This window comes from Mesorhizobium calcicola, from assembly GCF_042682105.1.
GTDB classification, from domain to species: Bacteria; Pseudomonadota; Alphaproteobacteria; order Rhizobiales; family Rhizobiaceae; genus Mesorhizobium; species Mesorhizobium calcicola.
The window spans coordinates 253262-272442 of the sequence record NZ_JBHUGY010000016.1; the positions used below are offsets into that span (position 1 = coordinate 253262).

Sequence of the window (19181 nt, forward strand, 5' to 3'; positions counted from 1 at the left end):
TGTTCCAGGTTAATCGGCCCCGCCGAACACGACATCGAAATTCATCGAACTCGCGGCAGCACATTTCGAAAAAGCCGAGGCACTAAGTCGTTGCACAGTCACGAACGGAGTGAAGTGAGCACAGTTGGCGCGGTTACGACCTGCGGCTGTCGCCGATGAACGCCAGTCCCTGTCGATCTTGAGGCGATCCATGTCAGAGACGCGGAGGCTGGCCAGCTGTTGACGTCCCGCCTTGCCGAACAAGTCAACCGGCGGCACGGTCTGCTCCGGGTAACGGTCGAACGCCGCTGCGATCCCGTCTTCATCATAGTGCACAACCGGACGTGAACAGCAGCTGGCGGACATGGAAACGTTCCCTTTTGCGGCATGATGTGGTGGAAGCGCGCCACCTGCTGAGCTGCACCGAAACCGCGTCGTCGCGGATAATTGCCGGGGCGGCGGTGACTGCGACCGCGTTGGAAGGTCGATCGCAGGATCCAGGACGGCCGGCGCGTCGATGCGCTTTTCGTAGAAGCGCCGGACCGAATCCGATGCAAGGTCGACGATGTGGGAAGATCTCATTGCCTTGAGACCCTGCGAAACGGAACATGTGAAGTTCGGCTTGCGCGTTTGTCATTGGGTTACCTTCGACGCCGGCTGTGGCCTGGTTTTGGCGTCGACGCCCTCCGGCTTGGCGCTGTCGATGGCCCCGTCCCAGCCGCCGCCGAGCGCCTTGTTGAGCGCGATGTAGTCGATGGCGATCGAGACGCGACTTTGCAGGAGAGTGTCCTCGGCCGTATCGAGCGAGCGCTCCGCGTCCAGCACGTCGAGCAGGCTCGCCGCACCGGATTGGTAGAGTATCCGCACCTGGCGTGCGGCATCGCGGGCCGATTTCGCCGACGAGGAAAGCTTGCCGTTCCTGATGCGCTCCTGTGTCAGCGAGACGCTGGCGTTTTCCACATCTTGGAGCGCCGTCAGCACGGATGCCTTGTAGGCGATGAAATGTTGGTCGCGCTCGGCCTTGGCGGCGTCGACGGCGGCCTGCATCTTTCCGGCGTTGAACAGCGGCACGCTGAGCTTCGGCCCAAAAGAGAAGCCGATGGTGGAGTTCTTGCCGAGGTCGCCAAGCTCGAGGGCCGACGTGTCGATATTTCCAGTCAGGCTGACGCTTGGATAGCGCGCTGCCTCGGCCTGGCCGATCCTGGCGGTGTACTGAGCATATTGCCGCTCCGCCATGCGTATGTCGGGGCGGGCGAGCAGGATGTCGGCGGGAATGCCGGTCGGCACCGGCAGGTGTGGTGCCGGGATGGGCGCGCCGCGCTTCAGCCTGTCGTTCAGCGCGTCCGGCGACCGTCCGGTGACCACGGCAAGACGGTGCACCGTCTCCGCATAGCTAGCCTCCAGCGTCGGCACCTCGGCCTCCGTGCTGCTTGCCTGTGCCTTGGCTTTTGCCACGTCGGCCGCTGTCACCAGGCCGGCCTTGGCCCTTGTGCGGGTGATGGCGACGGTCTGCTCTTGGGAGGCGACTGAGCGGCGCGCGAGTTGAATGCGCGCCTGATAGCCGCGCGCCTGAGCGTAGTTGGCGGCGACATCGCCGATCAGGGTCAGCAGCCTGGAGCGTAGTTCTTCCTCGGCGGCGTCCAGTCCATAGCGGGCCGCCTCGACGCTCCGGTGGTTGGCGCCGAACAGATCCAGCTCCCATGTGGCGTCGAAACCGGACCGGAACGCGCCAGAGGAATCGCCGCCAGATCCCGACGTGATCGCGGCAGTCGTGCCGCGGTTGGCCGATAGGGAGCCGTCGGCGGACGGGAACAAGGTCGCTGCGCTCTGGCGATAACTCGCGTGAGCCTCGCGTATCTTGGCTCTGGCGGAGGCGACCTCGAGATTGCCGGCAACCGCTTCCTCGACAAGCGCGTTCAGCTCGGGGTCGCGCAGCCGCTGCCACCATTTCGACAATTGAGCCGGTAAGGCGGTCTTTGTTGGGTTTTGGCCGCTCCAGTGTGCCGGCGTGGGCAAAATTGGCGTCCGATAATCCGGGCCGACGATACATCCCGCCAGCAGGACAACGGTGGAAATAGGCACGATGAGCCGCCCCGCGGCAATCGAGCCGCGTTCGAAACCTTGCATATAAAAAGCCCTTATTGCTCATTGACTGTCGCTGGCGTCTTGCCCGTGTTCCTGTCTGGCCGCCTTGCCATTGAAAAGTTGCGCCGCACCCGAACAGCGGCACACTGCGATCTCGCCCACCCTGACAGGTGATAATCACATGGTGGGTTTTGTCTTTCCTTATTGGGTTCTTCCAATCAAAATAATGCCGCTGGAAGACAGAAGATGTGACGGTCCTGTGACCATCATCAGCTCGGCAATTGGTCCTTCCTCCGGCGGGCGCGACCTGTCTCATGCCACCTCCTTCTTTGGTTTTCGTCGAGCAATTTCAAACTCGGTATCGTCGACAGGGCACTTCCTGGGGCCGTGCGATGAAAGCCCGCAAGAAGCGCGCCAGCTGCAGGAGGCGTCGACGGATCGCACACGTTCAAATAATTGTGTTGCGTCAACCTTTTGGTGGGGCGCAGGGCCGTCTCGAGTTCTGTCAATTGCGGATGGCGAGACAATTGCGGCGCTCACGCCATCGGGCGCCAACCAACATGCAGTCTTTCCAGGTTCGATAGCAGAATGTTTTCGACGGCGGCGCTGCGTTCATGCTTGCGGTCATGAGCATGGTGGCGTTCGGTGACGTTGAACATTGCCACGTCCGCCCCCTTTTTTTGCAGAACTTGACGCACACAACCCTCAACAGCCGCAATCCTTAAGGAGCCTCAAAGCAAATGGGCACCGCTGCCGCGTCAGCCTCAATACGTCCGAGGCGCAGCCGCAAGCCTTGAGCGCCCCTGTGGTGGGCTTCCACTGTTAGACGCCTTCGCTCGGCCGCGGCTGAACAGGGTCCAAATGGACGTCCATTTTGCCGTCGGTCTCCATGCAGACACCTCCCTCCAAAGCGGAGGCTTCTTCGCATGATCAGCCCAGGCTGGGCAGGACGGAATCGGGTGAGCGCTTACCGACCAACAAGGCCGACACTCGTCGATATCGCCAGCAATCCGAATCGGGGAAAGGTCATCGTTGCGGCGTGGTCAGCCCTTGGCGCTGATACCAGAAACAACAGCGCCGTCAAATGTGGGCCAACGCGAACCTAAGACCCGCAGGCGCAGTTCCAGTGAAAGGCGGGCAGGCTAGACGCCTCTCTTGTTACCCCAGAGCATAACGTGCAACTGCGGCAGCACGCGGGCTTCGAACCACCTGTCGCGGGTCACGCTTTCAACCAACCACTCCATGCGTTTCGTTATTCCGTCAAGGTCGACAGCGGAGTCTGCATTTCCGGGGCGCGGCGGCGTGTGATTGCCGGGTTGCAGATAGATCGGCAATCGTGGAAATCTCGCGGCGGCGTCCTTCGCGTAGGCGTAGTCGCTTTCGTCGAACACAACGAGCTTGAGCACGACTTGCGGCTTCTCGTTTGCCGCCTGGACGCATGCCTCGATAGCGGCCCAATCGGTCGTCATTTCGCTTGACGGCGGCTTTGGGCTCAGAACCAGTACGTCAAGCTCGGCAAACCAGTCCCTGACCACCGAACCTTGGGTTTCCAGCGCAAAACGGTATCCTTCCCGGTGGCCCCGTTCGATAAGCGCACCGAGCGGCTGGATGGCCGGATTGCCGCCCGACAGCGACACCATAACCGGGCGGCCACCGGAAAGCCCAACCACGCTTTGCCAGACCGCGTCAACGGACATCATTTCCCATTCATGGCGGTATTGATTGTCCACCGCATGCAGGCTGTCGCACCAGGAACAGCGATAGTCACACCCGCCGGTTCTGACGAAGACCGTAGGCAAACCGATGAGCACGCCTTCGCCCTGGATCGTCGGCCCGAAAATCTCACTGACGCGGATTGCGGGATGCGTCATGGCCGCCATTCCGCCCATGTTTTCGGTGTTTCGCTCACCCGCACGGCCGAAGTCTCCGGCAGGCGTGCCTTGCACCATTCATAAAAATGTCTTGCCAGGTATTCCGCCGTGACTTGCTCATGTCCCAGCGCATCGTTGAGATGTCGGTGGTCGAAACTCTGGTCGATATAGCGTTTGAGCGATGCCAAATCGTGATAGTCGCGTACGAACCCGTGCTCGTTCAGTTCCTTCGCCGAAAGCTCTACTTCGACGATGTAATTATGTCCGTGCAGGCGCGCGCACTGGTGGTCGGGAGCCAAGGAGGTCAGCTGATGCGAGGCTGAGAAGTGGAATTCCTTGGTGATGCGGAACATTACACGTTCCTCCTATGCAGCGCCTCGAGCCAGAAGTCGGCATCCTCGTAGTTGGTAGGGTCAGGGTGCTGCGCGAGATGGAACGCTTCGCGTCGCTCGACGCAGGTCCCGCACCGCCCGCAGTGACGCTCACCGCCCTTGTAGCAAGACCAGGTCTCCGCAAATTGCGTGCCGTATCGTGCTCCATCCTCAACGATGTCCGCCTTGGTGAGATTCACGTAAGGCGCATGAAGGCGAATGTTCGCGTAGCCGTCGAGGGCGCGGTCTTGCATCATCTGGAAGGCATCAATGAAGGCCGGACGGCAGTCTGGATAGATGAAATGATCCCCTCCATGCACGGCCGTCGCCACCGCTTCGGCCCCCTGCGCGGCCGCGAATCCAAAGGCGGTAGCTAACATGATGGCGTTCCGGTTCGGCACCACCGTGACCTTCATCCTGTCTTCGGCGTAGTGCCCGTCCGGCACGTCCACACTATCGGTTAGGGCGGAGCCGGAAAGGCCGCGGCCGATTTCGCGGATATCGATGATCCGATGCAGCACGTTTAGTCGCTCCGCGCAAAGGGCGGCGAAGCCCAATTCCTTCCTGTGCCGTTGGCCATAATCGAAAGATAGCAGGCTGGCGAGTTGGTGCTCCGCTGCCACCTTGTGAGCAAGCGAAACGGAATCCAATCCGCCGGAGCAGATGACGAGAGTCTTCATCGTTGGGTTCCTTGTTTTGACCGGGTAGGCTGCGACCGGAGTTTTATGTGGGTCCCCAGTACTCCAGGGATTCCATTTTGTGAATGAGGCGACGAGTTGCATGCGCCGACGTGTCGCTGTGCGCCATCGGGCGGAGCTGAACCTGCAAGAAGGCGCGGATCGTTTTTTGATCAAACGGCCGACCTCGCGCCATCTCTGCGACTACTGGCAGGGCAAAGGCCGCCACCTTATCTGAGGAGGCGATTGAGACTTTTCAGCGCCTACAGCTTGCGTTCGAGAGCATCGACTCTATTGGTGAAAATTTGCCCTCAATGCGGCCAAGAGATCCATCTATTGAAGTCTGAAGGTCGGCAAACCGCCGCCGAAGGTCGTGATTCCGAGATCATCGCGCAGCTCAGATTGCCGACGTTTTCGGCAATGAGCGGCACCTTCATAGACTTCTCCAACAAAACAGGGACGCGTGATGCAATTGGGAGATTTCCTCGCGACCTGGCGCTCCCAACAAATTAAATTGAACGGCTCGATTTCGGCCGGATCGGCCTCGTCCACCGACTGGCCCAGCTTACCGCGGCAGCCAGGATGGAATATGGCGGTTCACCTGGGTTCTGATCAAGTCCAAGAGCCTGCTCGCCGATAGCGCTTCCTGTCCTATTCCCTGCTGCTCATCATCACTGATGGACTTCCTGGACGGAAGTCGAACTCGCGAAAGCCGCCGCATCCATCGCGGGGACACCCAACCAAGCCCTGGTCAATTTATTGCAGGGCCACCCCCATAAAAGAAAGCGCTGTTAACCAAATTTTTCAACGCGCCAATTCTTATTCGCCAAACTGAAAGGGGTGAGGTGATCGATGTGTGATTCAAACATAAGCGTGTTCCCGCTGCATCGTCGGCGGAAATTGGTCGAAGGGATCGCCAGGGTCTTGGAATCCAAAAACGGGAAGGATGCGAATGCGTTCTGGCGCAGCACCGTCACGACAATTCTCGTTCAACTGTCCGAATCGGGAATTGCACCCAGGCTCGCCGAACAAGAGGTTCGAACGCTTCTTCATGCCGTCATAGGCGATATAGCGACCCGGAATGCTGCGAAGTTTGCCCAATAGAACGGTCTTATGTAGCAAACGCACCAACTTCCCGCGCGACCTAAAGGGTGGGTTCCCATAAAATCCGGGATGCTAAGAGTAGCGCCGACTGTCCGCTCCGCCCGATACGAGCACTCCATCAACACCCTTGTCGCCAAGCGTGCCGAGATATCAGGCATGATCCGGTTCAAGGGTGCGGACCTGGCGCATGATCTCCAGCACATAGACGCGGTGCTGCTGATCCTTGGCTACAAGGGCGACCCGTCCCAAATCGCAAGCTCCTGCAGCAATTCGAGATTGGGCTCGAGCAGCGTGCCGACATCGACGACGTCAGGGGGCAGCGATGGCTCGACCACCCAGGTCTCCCAGACGTCACGGTCGGCAATGGCGATCGGGCTGACACCGAGCATGAGCAAGGTCTCGGCCAACCCGTCATCCAGGCAGACGATGCGCAGTGGTTTCGCCGCGGCCGATGGCGATGCCATTGCGGTGAAGGGCAGAGCGAAAAGTCCCAGCGCGCCACGCCGGGTGATCCGGCCGCGGAGACGGTCAACCCGGTGAGGCTCAAGCGCCGCCGTCACCGCACGACGCCTGTGCGGAAAGCCGTCTGGGCATGAATGTGGGGCACGGTCTTTCTCCACAACGTGCCGCTGCGACGGAAGCCGAACCGGTTCCGCAAGGGCGAGCTTTACCGGCTGATACTGAAGTACGAAGCGGACGGCAGCGCATCAAAGCGAAACCGCAACGCGTATCGTGCAGCCGAAGGGATGGGATGCCGCGCTTGTAAAGCCGCTCATGGACTGCATCAAGACAGCCAAGGGATGGCGGGCAAGGCGGCTTGGATGTGGCCGACTGTGAAATGACTGGCACAGTCGCCGTACAAATCCGCCAAAATTTCGGTTATAAATCAATAACTTAACAATCTTTAACCTAGCCTTAACAGTAAATGGCGCGTTAATACCTGAATTGCGGGGGCACAATATTTATGGGCGAACGTCATCGTGAAGAAGTTCTAAATACAGTCCTTGCGACCTGCCTTGGGAGGCGCGGCGTAGAAGCCGATCCTGAGACGATACTGAATAGCGGCCGGTCACGACCAGATGTTATCGCGTCCTATCGCGGGCTTCGCTGCGCAATCGAAGGCAAAGTGGCTGATACTCCGCAAGCTGGTCTTCTCGTGCTTTCGGATGCGCGCGGCAGGATTGAGCGGGGGATTGCCCATTTGGCAATCGCTGTCGTCTACCCGGCCAAGATACGAACTGTCGAGTTCGTCAAGCTAAGTGAGGCCCTGAGTTCAACGAGTCTAGAATTCGCCGTCCTAACGGAAGCCGGCGACGGTGCCTGGCATAGCGGCTCGATGAATGACATTTTGGCCGAACTTCGGAGAGCGCACGACATTCTGGTACGTGACGATGTTCTTCAGCAGGCAGTTGACACGCTTAATGTTGGCCTTTCGGAGGTTGCAAGCGCGCTAATGAACAACCGCGGAGCTTGCGATCGTCTCATTCAGGTTTTGGGAGTGGGGGGGAAGACAAGTGCCGACGCTTCCGTTTGAACAACGCCGTCGCGAGACCACGGCGAAACTCGCCGCCTTAATGCTGGCGAACGCGTTCATTTTCCAAGAGCAATTGTCTGGCCTTGAAGAAAAGGTAAAGCCGATACGATCGTTACTCGTAGAGCGGGACTTTGTTGGGAAGACTGCTGCCCACTGGAACATGATAATAAATGAGATCAATTACGTGCCAATTTTCAAGGTGGCACGTGACATTATTCTGTCGCTGCCGTCGCATTCTGATACCGACTCTGCAGTTCGGCATCTTGCCGAGCGAGCGCTAGAGATAGTATCGAAGAAGGCTGCCCTACGGCACGACCTAATGGGTAGGATTTATCATCTCCTCTTGCTTGAAGCGAAATATCTAGGTACCTATTACACGTCTGTTCCAGCAGCAACTTTATTACTAAAGCTGACTTTAGATATTGACAGATGGCCCCAAGTTGATTGGGCTAATCCGGTTTCGTTAAACGAATTCAAGATAGCGGATTTGGCCTGCGGTACGGGTACGCTGCTTATGGCCGCGAGCCAAGCTTTGACAGATAATTTCATAAAATTTAGAGCAAGTCGAAGCGAGACAATCGATAGTGACTCACTAACAGAATTGCATAAGCTAATAATCGAGGAAATGCTTTACGGCTATGATGTCCTTCCATCGGCCGTTCATCTTACGGCGTCAACTTTAGCGCTTCTGGCGCCGGAAACGTGCTTTCATAAAATGCACCTCTACTCTCTGCCGATGGGCCGAATGAAATCGGGGCAGGTTTACCTAGGTAGTATCGATTACGTTTCCGCCAGTACCATCGAGACCCAGTTGGATCTCATGAGCCCAGGAATCGGCAGTGCGATAACCGCTGCCGATGAACACGTACCCTCCGTTGCGCCACTTCCGTCATTGGATTTGTGCGTCATGAATCCGCCGTTCGTAAGAAGTGTCGGCGGGAATCTTCTTTTCGGATCGGTACCTGATCAACGCGGGCATATGCAGGCAGAGCTGGCCCAGCGCCTTAAAGCGACGAACTTGGCAGCGTCTTCTACAGCCGGGCTCGGAAGTGTGTTTGCTGCCGTCGGCGACCGCCATATTAAGGATGGCGGGCGCCTTGCTTTAGTTCTTCCGGCAGCCCTTACGACCGGCATAGCGTGGGGAAGGACGCGGGAGCTAATCAATCGCGGGTACATTTTGGAAACGGTCATAGCAAGCCATGACCCGGAGCGATGGAATTTCTCGGAGAATACCGAACTTAGCGAAGTGATGGTCATCGCGAGAAAACGCGATCGGCGAATTGAGACCCTGGACTCTGTTGCTGATGAGCCAACGCAATTCATCAACCTTTGGCGAAACCCGGTCACCAGCGCACACGCCCTTGCTGTCGGGGAGAAAATCTCCCGCGGCGCCCCCGCACCTATCGGAACGGCGGATTCACCGCGACACGGTGTTTCCGAGATTGTCGTGGGATCACAAAAATACGGTGAGGCTATCGAAATCCCGTGGGGCGAGGTGCGATCATCGCCTTGGATAGGTTCCGCTTTTGCGCAGACAAACTTGGTTCGCACGGCTTGGCTGTTGCGGCAAGGACAGCTTTATATGCAAGGCCGCAAGGCGACAATCTCGCTTCGGATCGGCACGATTGAAGAAATAGGAATTCTTGGCCCCGACCGGCGAGATATTGCCGATGGTTTTACGCTGTCGAGCTCTCGCACGCCGTATCCTGTATTTTGGGGGCATTCGGCCGACGAGGTTCGCAGGATCGGAGCGGCGCCGAACAGATGGCTGTCGCCGAGACCAGTCGCAGCCAAGGGGCGTTCATTGCGAGATGTTGCGGTGCTATGGCAGCGCGCGGGGACGGTTATGATAGCTGAGCGGTCTTGGCTTAACACCCAAAGAACTTTAGCTATTCGCCTTACAAAGCCTGCTTTGTCGAATGTCTGGTGGCCATTGCGGTTGAGGGTGGAAAACGAGGCTGCCGAAAAGGCGCTCGTTTTGTGGCTTAACTCTACACTTGGTCTACTGACATCGCTGGCACACCGGGTGCCTACGCGGGGCGCATGGATTCAATTTAAGAAACCGACCATCCAGAATATGCCGGTCCTTGATGTGCTTGCGTTGTCGGCCAATCAATTGCGCACAATTGCCAGCGCTTATGACAAGATCGCCGGCAGGGAGTTGAGCACAATTGTAAATATGGCAATCGACCCTACGAGGATCGCCATTGATGACCTTTTTTGCCAAGTGCTTGATATACCGTCTGTTGAAGGACTGAGAGCGGAGTTGGCCGAGGAACCGATTATCAAGTTGCGCTATTGCCAAGAGCAGCGAGAAGTCACCCCCGAGCCCGACGATCAAATGCAATTCGAGTTGATCTGAACTAGTCTCTTATCGTACGGCCCGCTGCCAATACACGGCTTACGGGGTGGTTGAGTGCGCCACCAAGGATGGCGAAGGCATTGCCGCCGTTTGAGCGGCGGCGGTGATCCTCAAGCGGCGTGGTTCGCGTACTGGTTTGTGCGAGACATGGTGGTGCTGGCCGACGACCATGCGGCGCAGGCGGCTGAAGTAGCTTTCCACCATGTTCATATGCTTGCCGTGGCCGTCGCTGTAGCTTTCCGAATGGTTGATACGGGTCGAGGCGTAATCGGCTTCAAGCGCATCCCAATGGCTCGCCTCGTCAGCGAACAGCTTTGAGCCGGCCAGCATACGAGCGCGGGCGATTTCGACGCATTCGGCTTCGCGATGGCGGATGAATGTCAGGGTGCGGCCAGCGCGCTCGCGCAGGGCGATGACAACGCGGCGGCGGTCTGACTGGTTCTCCTGGTCCTTGCGGTCCTCTACGCGGTTCTCAGGGCGTACCACACCGCCTAAGCTTGGTGCTTTGCTACATAAGACCGCAATAGAACGCCAACAGAGTCATTGTTCGCCACCCCCCTTTGGATAGACGTGGTAAGAGCATGGAAGAGGCCGTCCCCTGTAGGAACGATCCATGCTTCAAATTCGTTGGAGATCGGAATTTGAACGCATCGACAGTCGGGGCGAATAACAGAACTCTATGCGGCCATTGTGGATTTCGCCGGATACATCCGTCCGACGGCTGCGGCCTGGATGAATAGCCAGGGCTAGGTGAAGGGTGTTCTGGAGCACAATCCCCTAACCGGCTTGAGGTACAAGAAAATCGGCAAACCTCTTCATCCCGTGTCCATTGAGTTCGTCCAGGCGAGCAGCGAGGGTCTAACGCGATTTCCTCGCAGTAGGGCCCTCGGATGCGCGGCGCGGTGCTGCGCCGCTGTCAATTCCCATGATGCGAAGTTTTCCGCTGAGATGAAAGATTGCTTCCGTAACGGACCAGGCTGAGCTCGAAGTAAAGCACTCGAGCCATGTCGATCTGACAGCTGCGGGAGGCCTATCGGGCCGTGTTGCCGAAAGCGCGGCACGGCAACCGACTCGCACACGCGATCGAGGCGTTTGCCTGTCGCCAGGCGGCGCCTCTTGCGACAGCTCGAAACCGACCTGCACAAAACGCTTTGGGCCGATCATCCGGAGATGGCGCCATCGCCCTTATCTCAGTTGGGAAAGGTTGTTTCGGGAATTTTCGAAATCAGGAATGACCGGCTCGCCATGGAAGCGTCGCCGCGAGGGCGGGGACACGCCGAAACCGACTTCCATCATCAAGCGTGGCCTACGCGCCGGCACGGTGCCCATATGGAAGCCGAACGGATCCTCGACGAAACCGAGACCGGCTTCACCGGTCAGTGTAATGGGGCTCTGCTGGCCGTAGACGTCCAGAACCTCTTTGGCCGGATGGCCGACGAGAAGCGTGAGCTGGTGCTTGAAGGCCCGGCGGTTATGGCTGCCGCGGACATAGACGTGCGGGCCGGTGCCTTCGTCGACTGGCACCAGATAGAAGAAGAACTTCAGCATCCGCCAGTCATCGAGATCGAAGTGGTATTTGCCGAGCGAAGCGAGGTTCTTGTCGGCGTCGGAGGCCTGTTCGGTGGGGAAGCTCCACCAGACGCGCGTGGTAATCAGTTTCGCCTGACCTCCGAGATAGTGCGCAGCGACATCCATGAGCAGTGGATCGCTCTGTATGGCGAGTGCGGCCTTACAACCGAGAATGCGCTCGAAATAGTGGCCGCTGAGCAAGGGACGGCCGAACCGGGCCTCAGCTTCCGCATGCGCCATCGGCATGAATTCGAGACGGCGATCGAAATTGCCAAAGCAAGGCGTGCACCGGGCGAAGGCGGCGATCTCCTGGTGGATAAATGGCGGCAGGACAAGCCCGGAAAAGAGCCCCTGCGACCGCAGCGCGTTGACGACGTCCTGTCGATTGACACCCATGAACATCGTGTCCAGGGCTTTCTGTGACTCTTGAACGGGCTTTGCACCACGCCAGTGCATTCTGCGCGCCCACATGGTGCGGGCGAGTAGGAATCTCGGCAGCCATGCAGGATTCTCGCGAATATCCGACAAATAAGTCGGAATGCGCACGGCAATGCGATGCAGCATGCTGCCGTTTCGCGCGACGGCCTCAAGGCTTGGAGGGCTGGATTTGTCAGGGCTCGTAAAGGTCATCAGGGTCCTCATGCACTTTCAACGAAGCGAGGTTCTCACCGCTTCGTCATTATTACCCAAACCCCGATGCCCGCACCGAAAGGACGCTAACCACGCGTCAAGCTCGTGTGCAATGCACAAAAACCTCGCACCGTATTAGCTGCATTCAGATCGTTGAGGCGTTTCGAATAAGCCAACTATGCAAAATGGCAGGCAAACGGCCGCGGAGGGAAACCCGAGCGGCACGCAAACCACGTGCCATGCAATATTCTATCTAACCGCGTCCCCTTCGCGCCGCCTGACCCAGAGAATTTGCCGGTCTCTAACCGAAACGACAGCCCATCTGACAATAAATGTCCACGCGACAACCATTGGTAGCGGCGCTTCATGCCTAGTGAGGACGACAGTGTCGGGTTTACGACGCAGGTCGGAGACCAGACATCGATGGGGTGGCTCACCACGTTGTAACTGAAAGCTCTAGTCTTACTGAGTCAGAAAGTCGCGGATGCGGGGGATTCGCGCTGGTCGCGGATTTGTTAGCGTGCTGATTCGTGATCAGGGAAGCGCGCCATGCCCGACTGGACAGCCGAGAGTGAAGCCGAATTTGACGCCTATGTCGATGCTTTGATCGGGGTGATCGGCCACGCCGACCGGGCTGAGCCGCTGAAGGATTATTGCCTCGGACTTCTGATGCCGATGGAACGCAAGAGCGTGGAGCCGTTGGCGGCCGTCACGGCGCCGTCGCGGGTGGCGGCCAAGCATCAGTCTCTGCTGCATTTCGTGGGACAGGCGCCGTGGTCGGACGCGGCCTTGCTGGCACGGGTTCGCGACTGGGTTCTTCCACAGATCGAGCAGCGCGGACCGATCCGGGCGTGGATCGTCGACGACACGGGCTTTCCCAAGAAGGGCAAGCACTCGGTGGGCGTAGCGCGCCAGTATTGCGGCCAGTTGGGCAAGCAGGACAACTGTCAGATTGCGGTTAGCCTATCGATCGCCAATGATGCAGCCTCGCTTCCGATCGCCTACCAATTATATCTCCCGCACATCTGGGCGGAGAATCCGGAACAACGCAAGAAGGCCAAGATTCCGGCAGAGATCACGTTCCAGACCAAGCCGCAGATCGCGCTCGAGCAGATCAAGACGGCCAAGGCCGATGGCGTCGCGCCCGGCGTGGTTCTGGCCGACGCCGGATATGGCGCCGACGGCGGTTTCCGCGCCGGCCTGTCCGAGCTCGATCTGACCTATGTGGTGGGCGTTCAGCCCACGCTCAGCGTCTGGCGTCCAGGCGAGAGCCCCCTGCCGCCCAAGCCTTGGAGCGGAAGAGGCCGGCCGCCGTCCCGGGTCGGCCGAACCGACAATCACAAGCCGGTCTCGGCCAAGGCCCTGGCCGAGGAGTTCGACGCCGAGGCTTGGCGCACGATCGCCTGGCGTGAAGGAACCAACACCGAGCTCAAGTCCCGCTTCGCCGCCGTGCGCTTGCGGCCGGCATCCAGGGACTACAATCGGCCCGAGGCTCACGCCGAAGAGTGGCTCCTGATCGAGTGGCCTGAAGGCGAGGTCGAGCCGAGCAAATATTGGCTCTCCACCTTGCCGGCCGGCGCTACAATCACCCAGCTGGTCGACGCCGCCAAGCTGCGTTGGCGGATCGAGCGAGACTATCAGGAGCTCAAGCAGGAGCTGGGACTGGGCCACTACGAAGGCCGAGGTTGGCGGGGCTTCCACCACCACGCCAGTCTCTGTATCGCCGCCTATGGCTTCCTGATCTCTCTGAGGGAGACGATTCCCCCCTCAGCTCCGGCTTCGCGCCCAGAGCCGCCAAACATCTGGTCTTCCCGACGGTTATCGACCCCGCGGATCCTCCGATCCGACCAGAGCGGCACGTCCCGACCTCGATCCCCACCATCCGGCGACGCCGGACCGTGGCCCTGGCCAACCGCCTGCAACGATGTCCATGCTGCACAAGGGCCATGGAAAGTCCGCGTCAGGCCAATTTATGACGCAGTAAGACTAGTCCTTTGGCACGATTAGTGAGGCGGACGATCCGCAAACGTTGCACGGAACCGATACAATGGAGAGGTGAGCGCCATCCAGATGCTTGCGTCAACGGTCCACGGAGTGGCAGCCGCGCAGGCGCTGGCGGACGCCGGCCATCCCGATACTCATCGATCCAGTCAGCGGAGAACAGGAATGGGAGCGAGATCAGCATGAACTCGAATTTGAAATATTTGGCCCAAGCAGCTGCCATCGCCTTTTTCTGGACGGTCAACGCCACGTCGGCCGACGAAGGTATGTGGATGCCGAGCCAGACTGCGGAAGTGGGTGCGGCCATGCGTGCGGATGGGCTCCAGATCGATCCCGCCCAGCTGCGCCGTCTGGACGCTGAACCGCTCAACGCGATCGTATCACTGGGCGGATGCTCCGCCTCCTTCGTTAGTCCTGAAGGGCTGGTCGCGACCAATCATCACTGCATGTTCCAATTGGGCCGAAGGAATTCCCAGGCCTAGCCTATGCGCGGCAATCGACTGGTGTAGCGGCAAACTTCGTCATGACGCGGACGGCCCGCCTGCGCGACCCGTCCGTTGCATGGTAGGGCGGACGAGCATTCTTCACAGTGGGGGTGTCCGCAACGATGCTATGCCGACTGGCGAAGCACCGGTTGCCAGAGTACCGGTCCGCTCAGACGTCCTCTCCAGCGGATGCGCAAAAGGTTGGCAGGGGAAATCTCGAGAACGCCGGCCACCGCCTGCGTCTTGCCGAGAGGCTTCGGCTGTCCGATACGCGACAATGGCCACGTTGCGAGTCGAAGGATCCGTTCCATACGCGTATCGGCGCAACATGGTGGGTCCGGGCTTGGCAAAAGCCGAACGCAACCGCGAATTCGCCAATCGGAGCCCTTGGTAGCAAATAGACAGGCATCAGCTCGTCAAATGCATCGGTCTCCAATTCGTCTTCGGTGTGGACTTCCCAATCGAGCCTTGCCTTGAAAACCCGACACCTGAGCTCGTGCATCTCTTTGAATTCGGGCGCGAACTCGCCATGAAGGTCCGGCGTTATCAGCGGCATCATGGTCGCGTCCGCGTAGGATGTATTCCCGCCATGGAACGGCAAAGCTGCCAGTGATGCAGCCTGTAGACGTTTGCAGCTATCTTGGCGGAAGAATCAGGATTTCGCCTGCCTGGAAGCTGCCAGCCGTACGACGGCCTGGCTGATCGTTCGCACGCCAAGCTTTGCTTTGGCGTTTTCCAGATGAAAGGTGACGGTGCGCCTCGATACGCCGAGAAGCTGGCTGATATCCCAAGCCGACTTGCCGCGCGATGCCCATTTCAGGCATTCCAACTCCCGCGGCGTAAGCGTTACACCATCCCACCACCCGATCGTCGGCGAGCCGGCGCCGGACATGGATATGAAAGTTGGTGCCTTTTCATAACGTGTCAGTGAGCGCAAAAGAGGTGGATGGGATTCGTCGGAAGCAAAGGTCAGCGCAGAAAACCGGCCGCGATGATCATGCATCGACATCTTAATCCGCCGCGGATGCCAAACTGAGCTGCTTTCTCCAGAATTTGTTGCTGCGACGTAGGCAGACACTGCCGACCGCGATCCACGCCCCAATCAAAGGTATCCCAGCCTCGCAGCCCGCGCAGGATCACCGGATCAAGGCTGTGGTACCGGCCTTGCAGATAAGCTCAAGTCCAGGTTGAAGGATAGTTGGAGATTAATCGTGGCGCTTCGCCGGATTCCGACGGACAAGCAAAAATGAGCGAACAGCGGAAAGTCGAAGCCGGCCGCCGTGGATGCCATTGCCTCACGCAGATCGATGGCATCAACACTTTCGCAGAGTTGCTCGACGAAGTTTTCAAATACGCGATGCATCTGCGCTTTGCGTAACCTCCGCTAATCGCTGGAAGCCAGACAGAGACCTCGGTTGATGATCGGGCCCTGATGCACCCAGTCCGTTCGCGTCTCGATCTTCCCTCCCATTTCCTCCTACTTCTGCTTGAACAGCCCTTTTGCGGAGTTTGACTCAACGCCGCCAAGATTGCTGATCTTAAGCCGGTGATGTTCTGACGTTGTCGATGAGCCGTGTATCGCCGAGCCAAGCGGCGGCGAGCAAGCGTGCCGGTCGATCAAGTCTTGTCATCGGTTGCAGATCTGCCTCGTCGCGAAGCTCCAGGTATTCGATCTCGCGATAGCCCGCGGACAAAATAGCTGCGCGCGCTTGACCAAGCGTCGGCAGGAGGGGATGGCCCTTCGCTAGCCGCTGAGCCGTCTCCTGCAGGACCGACGCAAGTTTCGGCGCGGCGGGCGACAGTCGAACGTTGCGTGATGATAGAGCGAGACCATCGGCTTCGCGAACGGTCGCGCATGGCAAAATGGCGATTGGAATATCCAGATCCTGGACCATACGCCTGACAAGCTGAAGCTGCTGGAAATCTTTTTCGCCGAAAATGGCGACATCAGCGCCGGTCTGCAGGAAGAGCTTGGCAACGACAGTCGCCACCCCAACGAAATGACCTGGCCGGAACGCGCCGCACAGGCCTTCGCCGATGCGGGAGACTGAAACGGTCGTGGTAAAGCCTGCCGGATACACCTCCGCTACGCCCGGCCCATAGAGCAGATGCGCGCCCAGAGACGCGAGCTTTGCAGAATCTTCCTTTTCCGTCCGGGGATAGGCGGCAAGGTCGGCAGCACTGTTGAACTGCTTCGGATTGACGAAGAGCGTCACGACAACCCGATCGGCCCTGTGAAGCGCCGCACGCACGAGGCTCAGATGCCCTTCGTGCAACGCCCCCATGGTCGGCACCACTGCGATGGTGGCGCCAGAACGGCGCCATCCCGTGGCGATGGAGCGAAGTTCGGCAATGGTATGGACAACCGGCACGTTCATGCCACATCTCCGTCCTTCGCCTGGTCGTAAACATGTTCGGCCGCCGGAAAGGGCCCTTCCCGAACATCAGCCGCGTATCTGGCAATGGCAGCTTCTGCCGCTGAAGCAAGTTCGCCGTAGCGCTTGACGAATTTCGGGCGAAAACCGGTGAACATGCCCAACATGTCGTCGACCACCAAGATCTGCCCGTCGCAGGCGGCCGAGGCGCCGATTCCGATCGTTGGAATTGCGATTTCCGCTGTGATCCGGCTGGCGAGCGCCTCGGGCACCTTTTCGAGCACGACTGCGAATGCTCCCGCCTCGGCCACTGCGTGGGCGTCGCGCCGAATGCGCTCGCTATTCTCGCCCCTGCCCTGGACAAGATATCCGCCGATCGCGTTGACCGCCTGCGGGGTCAGCCCGACATTGGGCCATCACCGGGATGCCGCGACAGGCGAGGAAGCGGGTTGTCTAGGCCATTGTCTCGCCACCCTCGAGCTTGACGGCTGAGCAACCGGTCTCGGCCATGACGCGCGCGGCATTGCGAAAGGCCTGGTCCCGACTTTCCTCATAGGAGCCAAATGGCATATCCACGACCATCAGCGCCCGCTCAAGGCCGCGGCGGACAGCTTGGCCATGCATGATCATCATGTCGAGCGTACCCCCAAGCGTGGTCGGCAAGCCGTGGAGAACCATACCGACGCTGTCGCCGACCAGCACGACATCGCAATGGGTATCCACTAGCCGGGCAACCGGGGTCGTGTAGGCGGTGTGTAGGCGGTAGGCAGACGAGCGGCGTGCCAGCCTTTCGCGAACGAATATCCGGCGAGGTGATCGCCTTGGTGTTAGCAACCGCAATCAACGAGGACTCCTTCCCTTGCGTTACCAACCGCGAATGTCGCGTTTGGCATATTTTTGTGCACGTGCGAAGAGCAAAATCGCGACAGTGCGCGATGTTGACGCGCGGACAGTTATCGTAGAAAACCAATTTAAATCGGTTCAGCCGCTTTCTTGGCAGGGCTCTGCCAACCAGTTCAGAGATCATGGAGCACCAGGCAAAGCTAACCAGGAAAGGCAGAGCTGCAGGCAGGGCCAATGCCGTCAAAGCGGACCTTATCGCCGTGGTCGTCGCCGTGAAAAGCAGCGACCCTTACGTTCTCACCATCGGGCAGGCAAACGCATTGCCGTCGGGTCCGTTCGAGCAGGATCACCGCTCCCTGCAGTCGGGTCTCAGAGGATGGGTGGAACAACAGACCGGCCAGCCGCTGGGCTATATCGAACAGCTTTACACCTTCGCCGATCGCGATCGGGTCGGCGCTGAGGAGCGTGTAATCTCGATCAGCTACCTCGCACTGACGCGAGACGAAGATCCGGCTGCCTCGGCCAAACGCTGCTGGGCAAGTTGGTACGACTATTTTCCATGGGAGGATCATCGCTCCGGCACGCCGGCGGTTGTGCTGGAAAAATTGCGACCGCGATTGAGGGAATGGGCGGACACCGCTGACGATACCGCCGTGCGGCTCGATCGTCGGCGGCGTGCGGCGGTCACCTTCGGCTTCGACGACCGAGCATGGAACGAAGAGCTCGTATTGCAGCGCTATGAGCTTCTCTACGAGGCAGCGCTGGTGGAGGAAGCGACCCGCAGCGGGGATTCAGCCGCGCCCACTCCCGTGCCGGGCACATCCATGGTCGCCGATCACCGCCGCATCCTGGCAACGGCTATTGCGCGGCTGCGCTCAAAGATCAAATACCGACCCGTCGTGTTCGAACTGATGCCGCCGCTCTTCACACTTCTGCAGTTGCAGCGAACCGTGGAGGCGCTCTCAGGCAGGCTCATTAACAAGCCGAACTTTCGCCGGCTTATAGAGCAGCAGGATCTGGTTGAGAAGACCGGCGAGGCGACCGCCGAAACCGGCGGCCGGCCGGCGCAACTCTACCGCTTCCGCCACGCCATTATCGACGAGAGGCCTGGGGCTGGGACAAAATTGCCGCTCGCGCGGGCTTGACATTGCTTATAGTCATAACGAATATAAAGGTCTTATAATCATGTAGATTATAATTGGAGGCTCGATGAGCACCATCCTGCCTTCGGCCGCATCCCTGTACGACCGCGTTCGGCGCGTTATTCCTCCGATCGAATGGCCGAGCTTTTCGGA

15 protein-coding genes and 4 pseudogenes are annotated in these 19181 nt (G+C 59.1%); 6 read left to right on the forward strand and 13 right to left on the reverse strand.

Translation table 11 applies throughout. The annotated features are described in order from the left end of the window. Positions 1 to 9: 9 nt before the first annotated feature. From ACFSQT_RS09660 to queC, 6 genes are all read right to left on the reverse strand, one after another. Positions 10 to 345, reverse strand: a complete 336-nt coding sequence (locus tag ACFSQT_RS09660; RefSeq protein ID WP_379018099.1) for a hypothetical protein — start codon at positions 343 to 345, stop codon at positions 10 to 12. Positions 346 to 612: 267 nt separating this feature from the next. Continuing rightward, a complete protein-coding gene (locus ACFSQT_RS09665; protein WP_379018100.1) occupies positions 613 to 2106 on the reverse strand; it encodes an efflux transporter outer membrane subunit in 1494 nt (497 codons plus the stop codon). Positions 2107 to 2600: 494 nt separating this feature from the next. After that, positions 2601 to 2723 (reverse strand): hypothetical protein, encoded by a 123-nt coding sequence (locus tag ACFSQT_RS09670; RefSeq protein WP_379018101.1) that lies wholly within the window; start codon positions 2721 to 2723, stop codon positions 2601 to 2603. Positions 2724 to 3206: 483 nt separating this feature from the next. After that, the gene (queE, locus tag ACFSQT_RS09675; RefSeq protein WP_378924048.1) at positions 3207 to 3944 is read right to left on the reverse strand and encodes a 7-carboxy-7-deazaguanine synthase QueE; all 738 of its coding nucleotides are present in this window, start codon (positions 3942 to 3944) and stop codon (positions 3207 to 3209) included. Next, positions 3932 to 4288, reverse strand: coding sequence for a 6-carboxytetrahydropterin synthase QueD (queD, locus tag ACFSQT_RS09680; protein WP_379018102.1), 357 nt, complete (start codon positions 4286 to 4288; stop codon positions 3932 to 3934). The genes queE and queD overlap by 13 nt, the downstream gene beginning before the upstream one ends. Further along, positions 4288 to 4986: a 7-cyano-7-deazaguanine synthase QueC gene (gene queC, locus ACFSQT_RS09685; RefSeq protein ID WP_095090499.1), complete on the reverse strand. Its 699-nt coding sequence runs from the start codon at positions 4984 to 4986 to the stop codon at positions 4288 to 4290. Before queC ends, queD begins: the two co-directional genes overlap by 1 nt. A gap of 849 nt (positions 4987 to 5835) precedes the next feature. Between queC and ACFSQT_RS09690 the strand changes: the two genes are divergently transcribed. Next, positions 5836 to 6087 carry a DUF6074 family protein gene (locus ACFSQT_RS09690; RefSeq protein ID WP_378976522.1) on the forward strand — a complete coding sequence of 84 codons (252 nt, stop codon included), beginning with the start codon at positions 5836 to 5838 and terminating at the stop codon, positions 6085 to 6087. A 227-nt stretch (positions 6088 to 6314) separates the two neighbouring features. On the opposite strand, the gene ACFSQT_RS09695 is transcribed toward ACFSQT_RS09690, so the two are convergent. Next, positions 6315 to 6647, reverse strand: coding sequence for a TroA family protein (locus ACFSQT_RS09695; RefSeq protein WP_378976520.1), 333 nt, complete (start codon positions 6645 to 6647; stop codon positions 6315 to 6317). A 404-nt stretch (positions 6648 to 7051) separates the two neighbouring features. Here ACFSQT_RS09695 and ACFSQT_RS09700 point away from each other — a divergent pair, with 404 nt between their 5' ends. Then, on the forward strand, positions 7052 to 7621 hold the full coding sequence (locus ACFSQT_RS09700; protein ID WP_378976518.1) for a hypothetical protein: 570 nt from the start codon (positions 7052 to 7054) through the stop codon (positions 7619 to 7621). Beyond that, positions 7602 to 9983 carry a DNA methyltransferase family protein gene (locus tag ACFSQT_RS09705; protein WP_378976516.1) on the forward strand — a complete coding sequence of 794 codons (2382 nt, stop codon included), beginning with the start codon at positions 7602 to 7604 and terminating at the stop codon, positions 9981 to 9983. Before ACFSQT_RS09700 ends, ACFSQT_RS09705 begins: the two co-directional genes overlap by 20 nt. Position 9984: 1 nt before the next feature. Here ACFSQT_RS09705 and ACFSQT_RS09710 read toward each other — a convergent pair. Together ACFSQT_RS09710 and ACFSQT_RS09715 are read right to left on the reverse strand one after the other, a co-directional pair. Next, a pseudogene (locus ACFSQT_RS09710) lies at positions 9985 to 10475 on the reverse strand (transposase); the annotation flags it as partial. Positions 10476 to 11168: 693 nt separating this feature from the next. Then, positions 11169 to 12182 carry a hypothetical protein gene (locus tag ACFSQT_RS09715; RefSeq protein WP_379018103.1) on the reverse strand — a complete coding sequence of 338 codons (1014 nt, stop codon included), beginning with the start codon at positions 12180 to 12182 and terminating at the stop codon, positions 11169 to 11171. Positions 12183 to 12731: 549 nt separating this feature from the next. Here ACFSQT_RS09715 and ACFSQT_RS09720 point away from each other — a divergent pair. Continuing rightward, positions 12732 to 14166 (forward strand): annotated as a pseudogene (locus ACFSQT_RS09720) (IS701 family transposase). A 199-nt stretch (positions 14167 to 14365) separates the two neighbouring features. Beyond that, entirely contained in the window at positions 14366 to 14665 is a 300-nt protein-coding gene (locus tag ACFSQT_RS09725; protein ID WP_378976510.1) for a S46 family peptidase, read from the forward strand. A gap of 128 nt (positions 14666 to 14793) precedes the next feature. On the opposite strand, the pseudogene ACFSQT_RS09730 reads toward ACFSQT_RS09725, so the two are convergent. The 4 genes and pseudogenes from ACFSQT_RS09730 to panB all read right to left on the reverse strand — a co-directional run bounded on the left by ACFSQT_RS09730 (position 14794) and on the right by panB (position 17887). Next, positions 14794 to 15227 (reverse strand): annotated as a pseudogene (locus ACFSQT_RS09730) (acyl-homoserine-lactone synthase). A gap of 93 nt (positions 15228 to 15320) precedes the next feature. Continuing rightward, positions 15321 to 15671, reverse strand: a complete 351-nt coding sequence (locus ACFSQT_RS39805; protein WP_379018104.1) for a helix-turn-helix domain-containing protein — start codon at positions 15669 to 15671, stop codon at positions 15321 to 15323. 535 nt (positions 15672 to 16206) lie between these two features. Then, complete coding sequence (gene panC / locus ACFSQT_RS09740; protein WP_379018105.1) at positions 16207 to 17046, reverse strand: pantoate--beta-alanine ligase; 840 nt, start codon at positions 17044 to 17046, stop codon at positions 16207 to 16209. Next, positions 17043 to 17887, reverse strand: a pseudogene (gene panB, locus ACFSQT_RS09745) (3-methyl-2-oxobutanoate hydroxymethyltransferase). Before panB ends, panC begins: the two are co-directional and overlap by 4 nt. A 181-nt stretch (positions 17888 to 18068) precedes the next feature. Between panB and ACFSQT_RS09750 the strand changes: the two are divergent. Then, the gene (locus ACFSQT_RS09750) at positions 18069 to 19031 is read left to right on the forward strand and encodes an NUDIX hydrolase (protein WP_379018106.1); all 963 of its coding nucleotides are present in this window, start codon (positions 18069 to 18071) and stop codon (positions 19029 to 19031) included. Positions 19032 to 19181 lie beyond the last annotated feature (150 nt).

Excerpts from the sequence above, each read along its gene's own strand:
- queE (WP_378924048.1), bottom strand. The coding sequence starts at position 3,944 with ATGGCGGCCATGACGCATCCCGCAATCCGCGTCAGTGAGATTTTCGGG.
- ACFSQT_RS09725 (WP_378976510.1), top strand. The coding sequence starts at position 14,366 with ATGAACTCGAATTTGAAATATTTGGCCCAAGCAGCTGCCATCGCCTTT.
- ACFSQT_RS09700 (WP_378976518.1), top strand. The coding sequence starts at position 7,052 with ATGGGCGAACGTCATCGTGAAGAAGTTCTAAATACAGTCCTTGCGACC.
- queC (WP_095090499.1), bottom strand. The coding sequence starts at position 4,986 with ATGAAGACTCTCGTCATCTGCTCCGGCGGATTGGATTCCGTTTCGCTT.
- ACFSQT_RS09665 (WP_379018100.1), bottom strand. The coding sequence starts at position 2,106 with ATGCAAGGTTTCGAACGCGGCTCGATTGCCGCGGGGCGGCTCATCGTG.
- ACFSQT_RS09690 (WP_378976522.1), top strand. The coding sequence starts at position 5,836 with ATGTGTGATTCAAACATAAGCGTGTTCCCGCTGCATCGTCGGCGGAAA.
- queD (WP_379018102.1), bottom strand. The coding sequence starts at position 4,288 with ATGTTCCGCATCACCAAGGAATTCCACTTCTCAGCCTCGCATCAGCTG.
- panC (WP_379018105.1), bottom strand. The coding sequence starts at position 17,046 with ATGAACGTGCCGGTTGTCCATACCATTGCCGAACTTCGCTCCATCGCC.
- ACFSQT_RS09715 (WP_379018103.1), bottom strand. The coding sequence starts at position 12,182 with ATGACCTTTACGAGCCCTGACAAATCCAGCCCTCCAAGCCTTGAGGCC.
- ACFSQT_RS09750 (WP_379018106.1), top strand. The coding sequence starts at position 18,069 with ATGGAGCACCAGGCAAAGCTAACCAGGAAAGGCAGAGCTGCAGGCAGG.
- ACFSQT_RS39805 (WP_379018104.1), bottom strand. The coding sequence starts at position 15,671 with ATGCATGATCATCGCGGCCGGTTTTCTGCGCTGACCTTTGCTTCCGAC.
- ACFSQT_RS09660 (WP_379018099.1), bottom strand. The coding sequence starts at position 345 with ATGTCCGCCAGCTGCTGTTCACGTCCGGTTGTGCACTATGATGAAGAC.
- ACFSQT_RS09670 (WP_379018101.1), bottom strand. The coding sequence starts at position 2,723 with ATGTTCAACGTCACCGAACGCCACCATGCTCATGACCGCAAGCATGAA.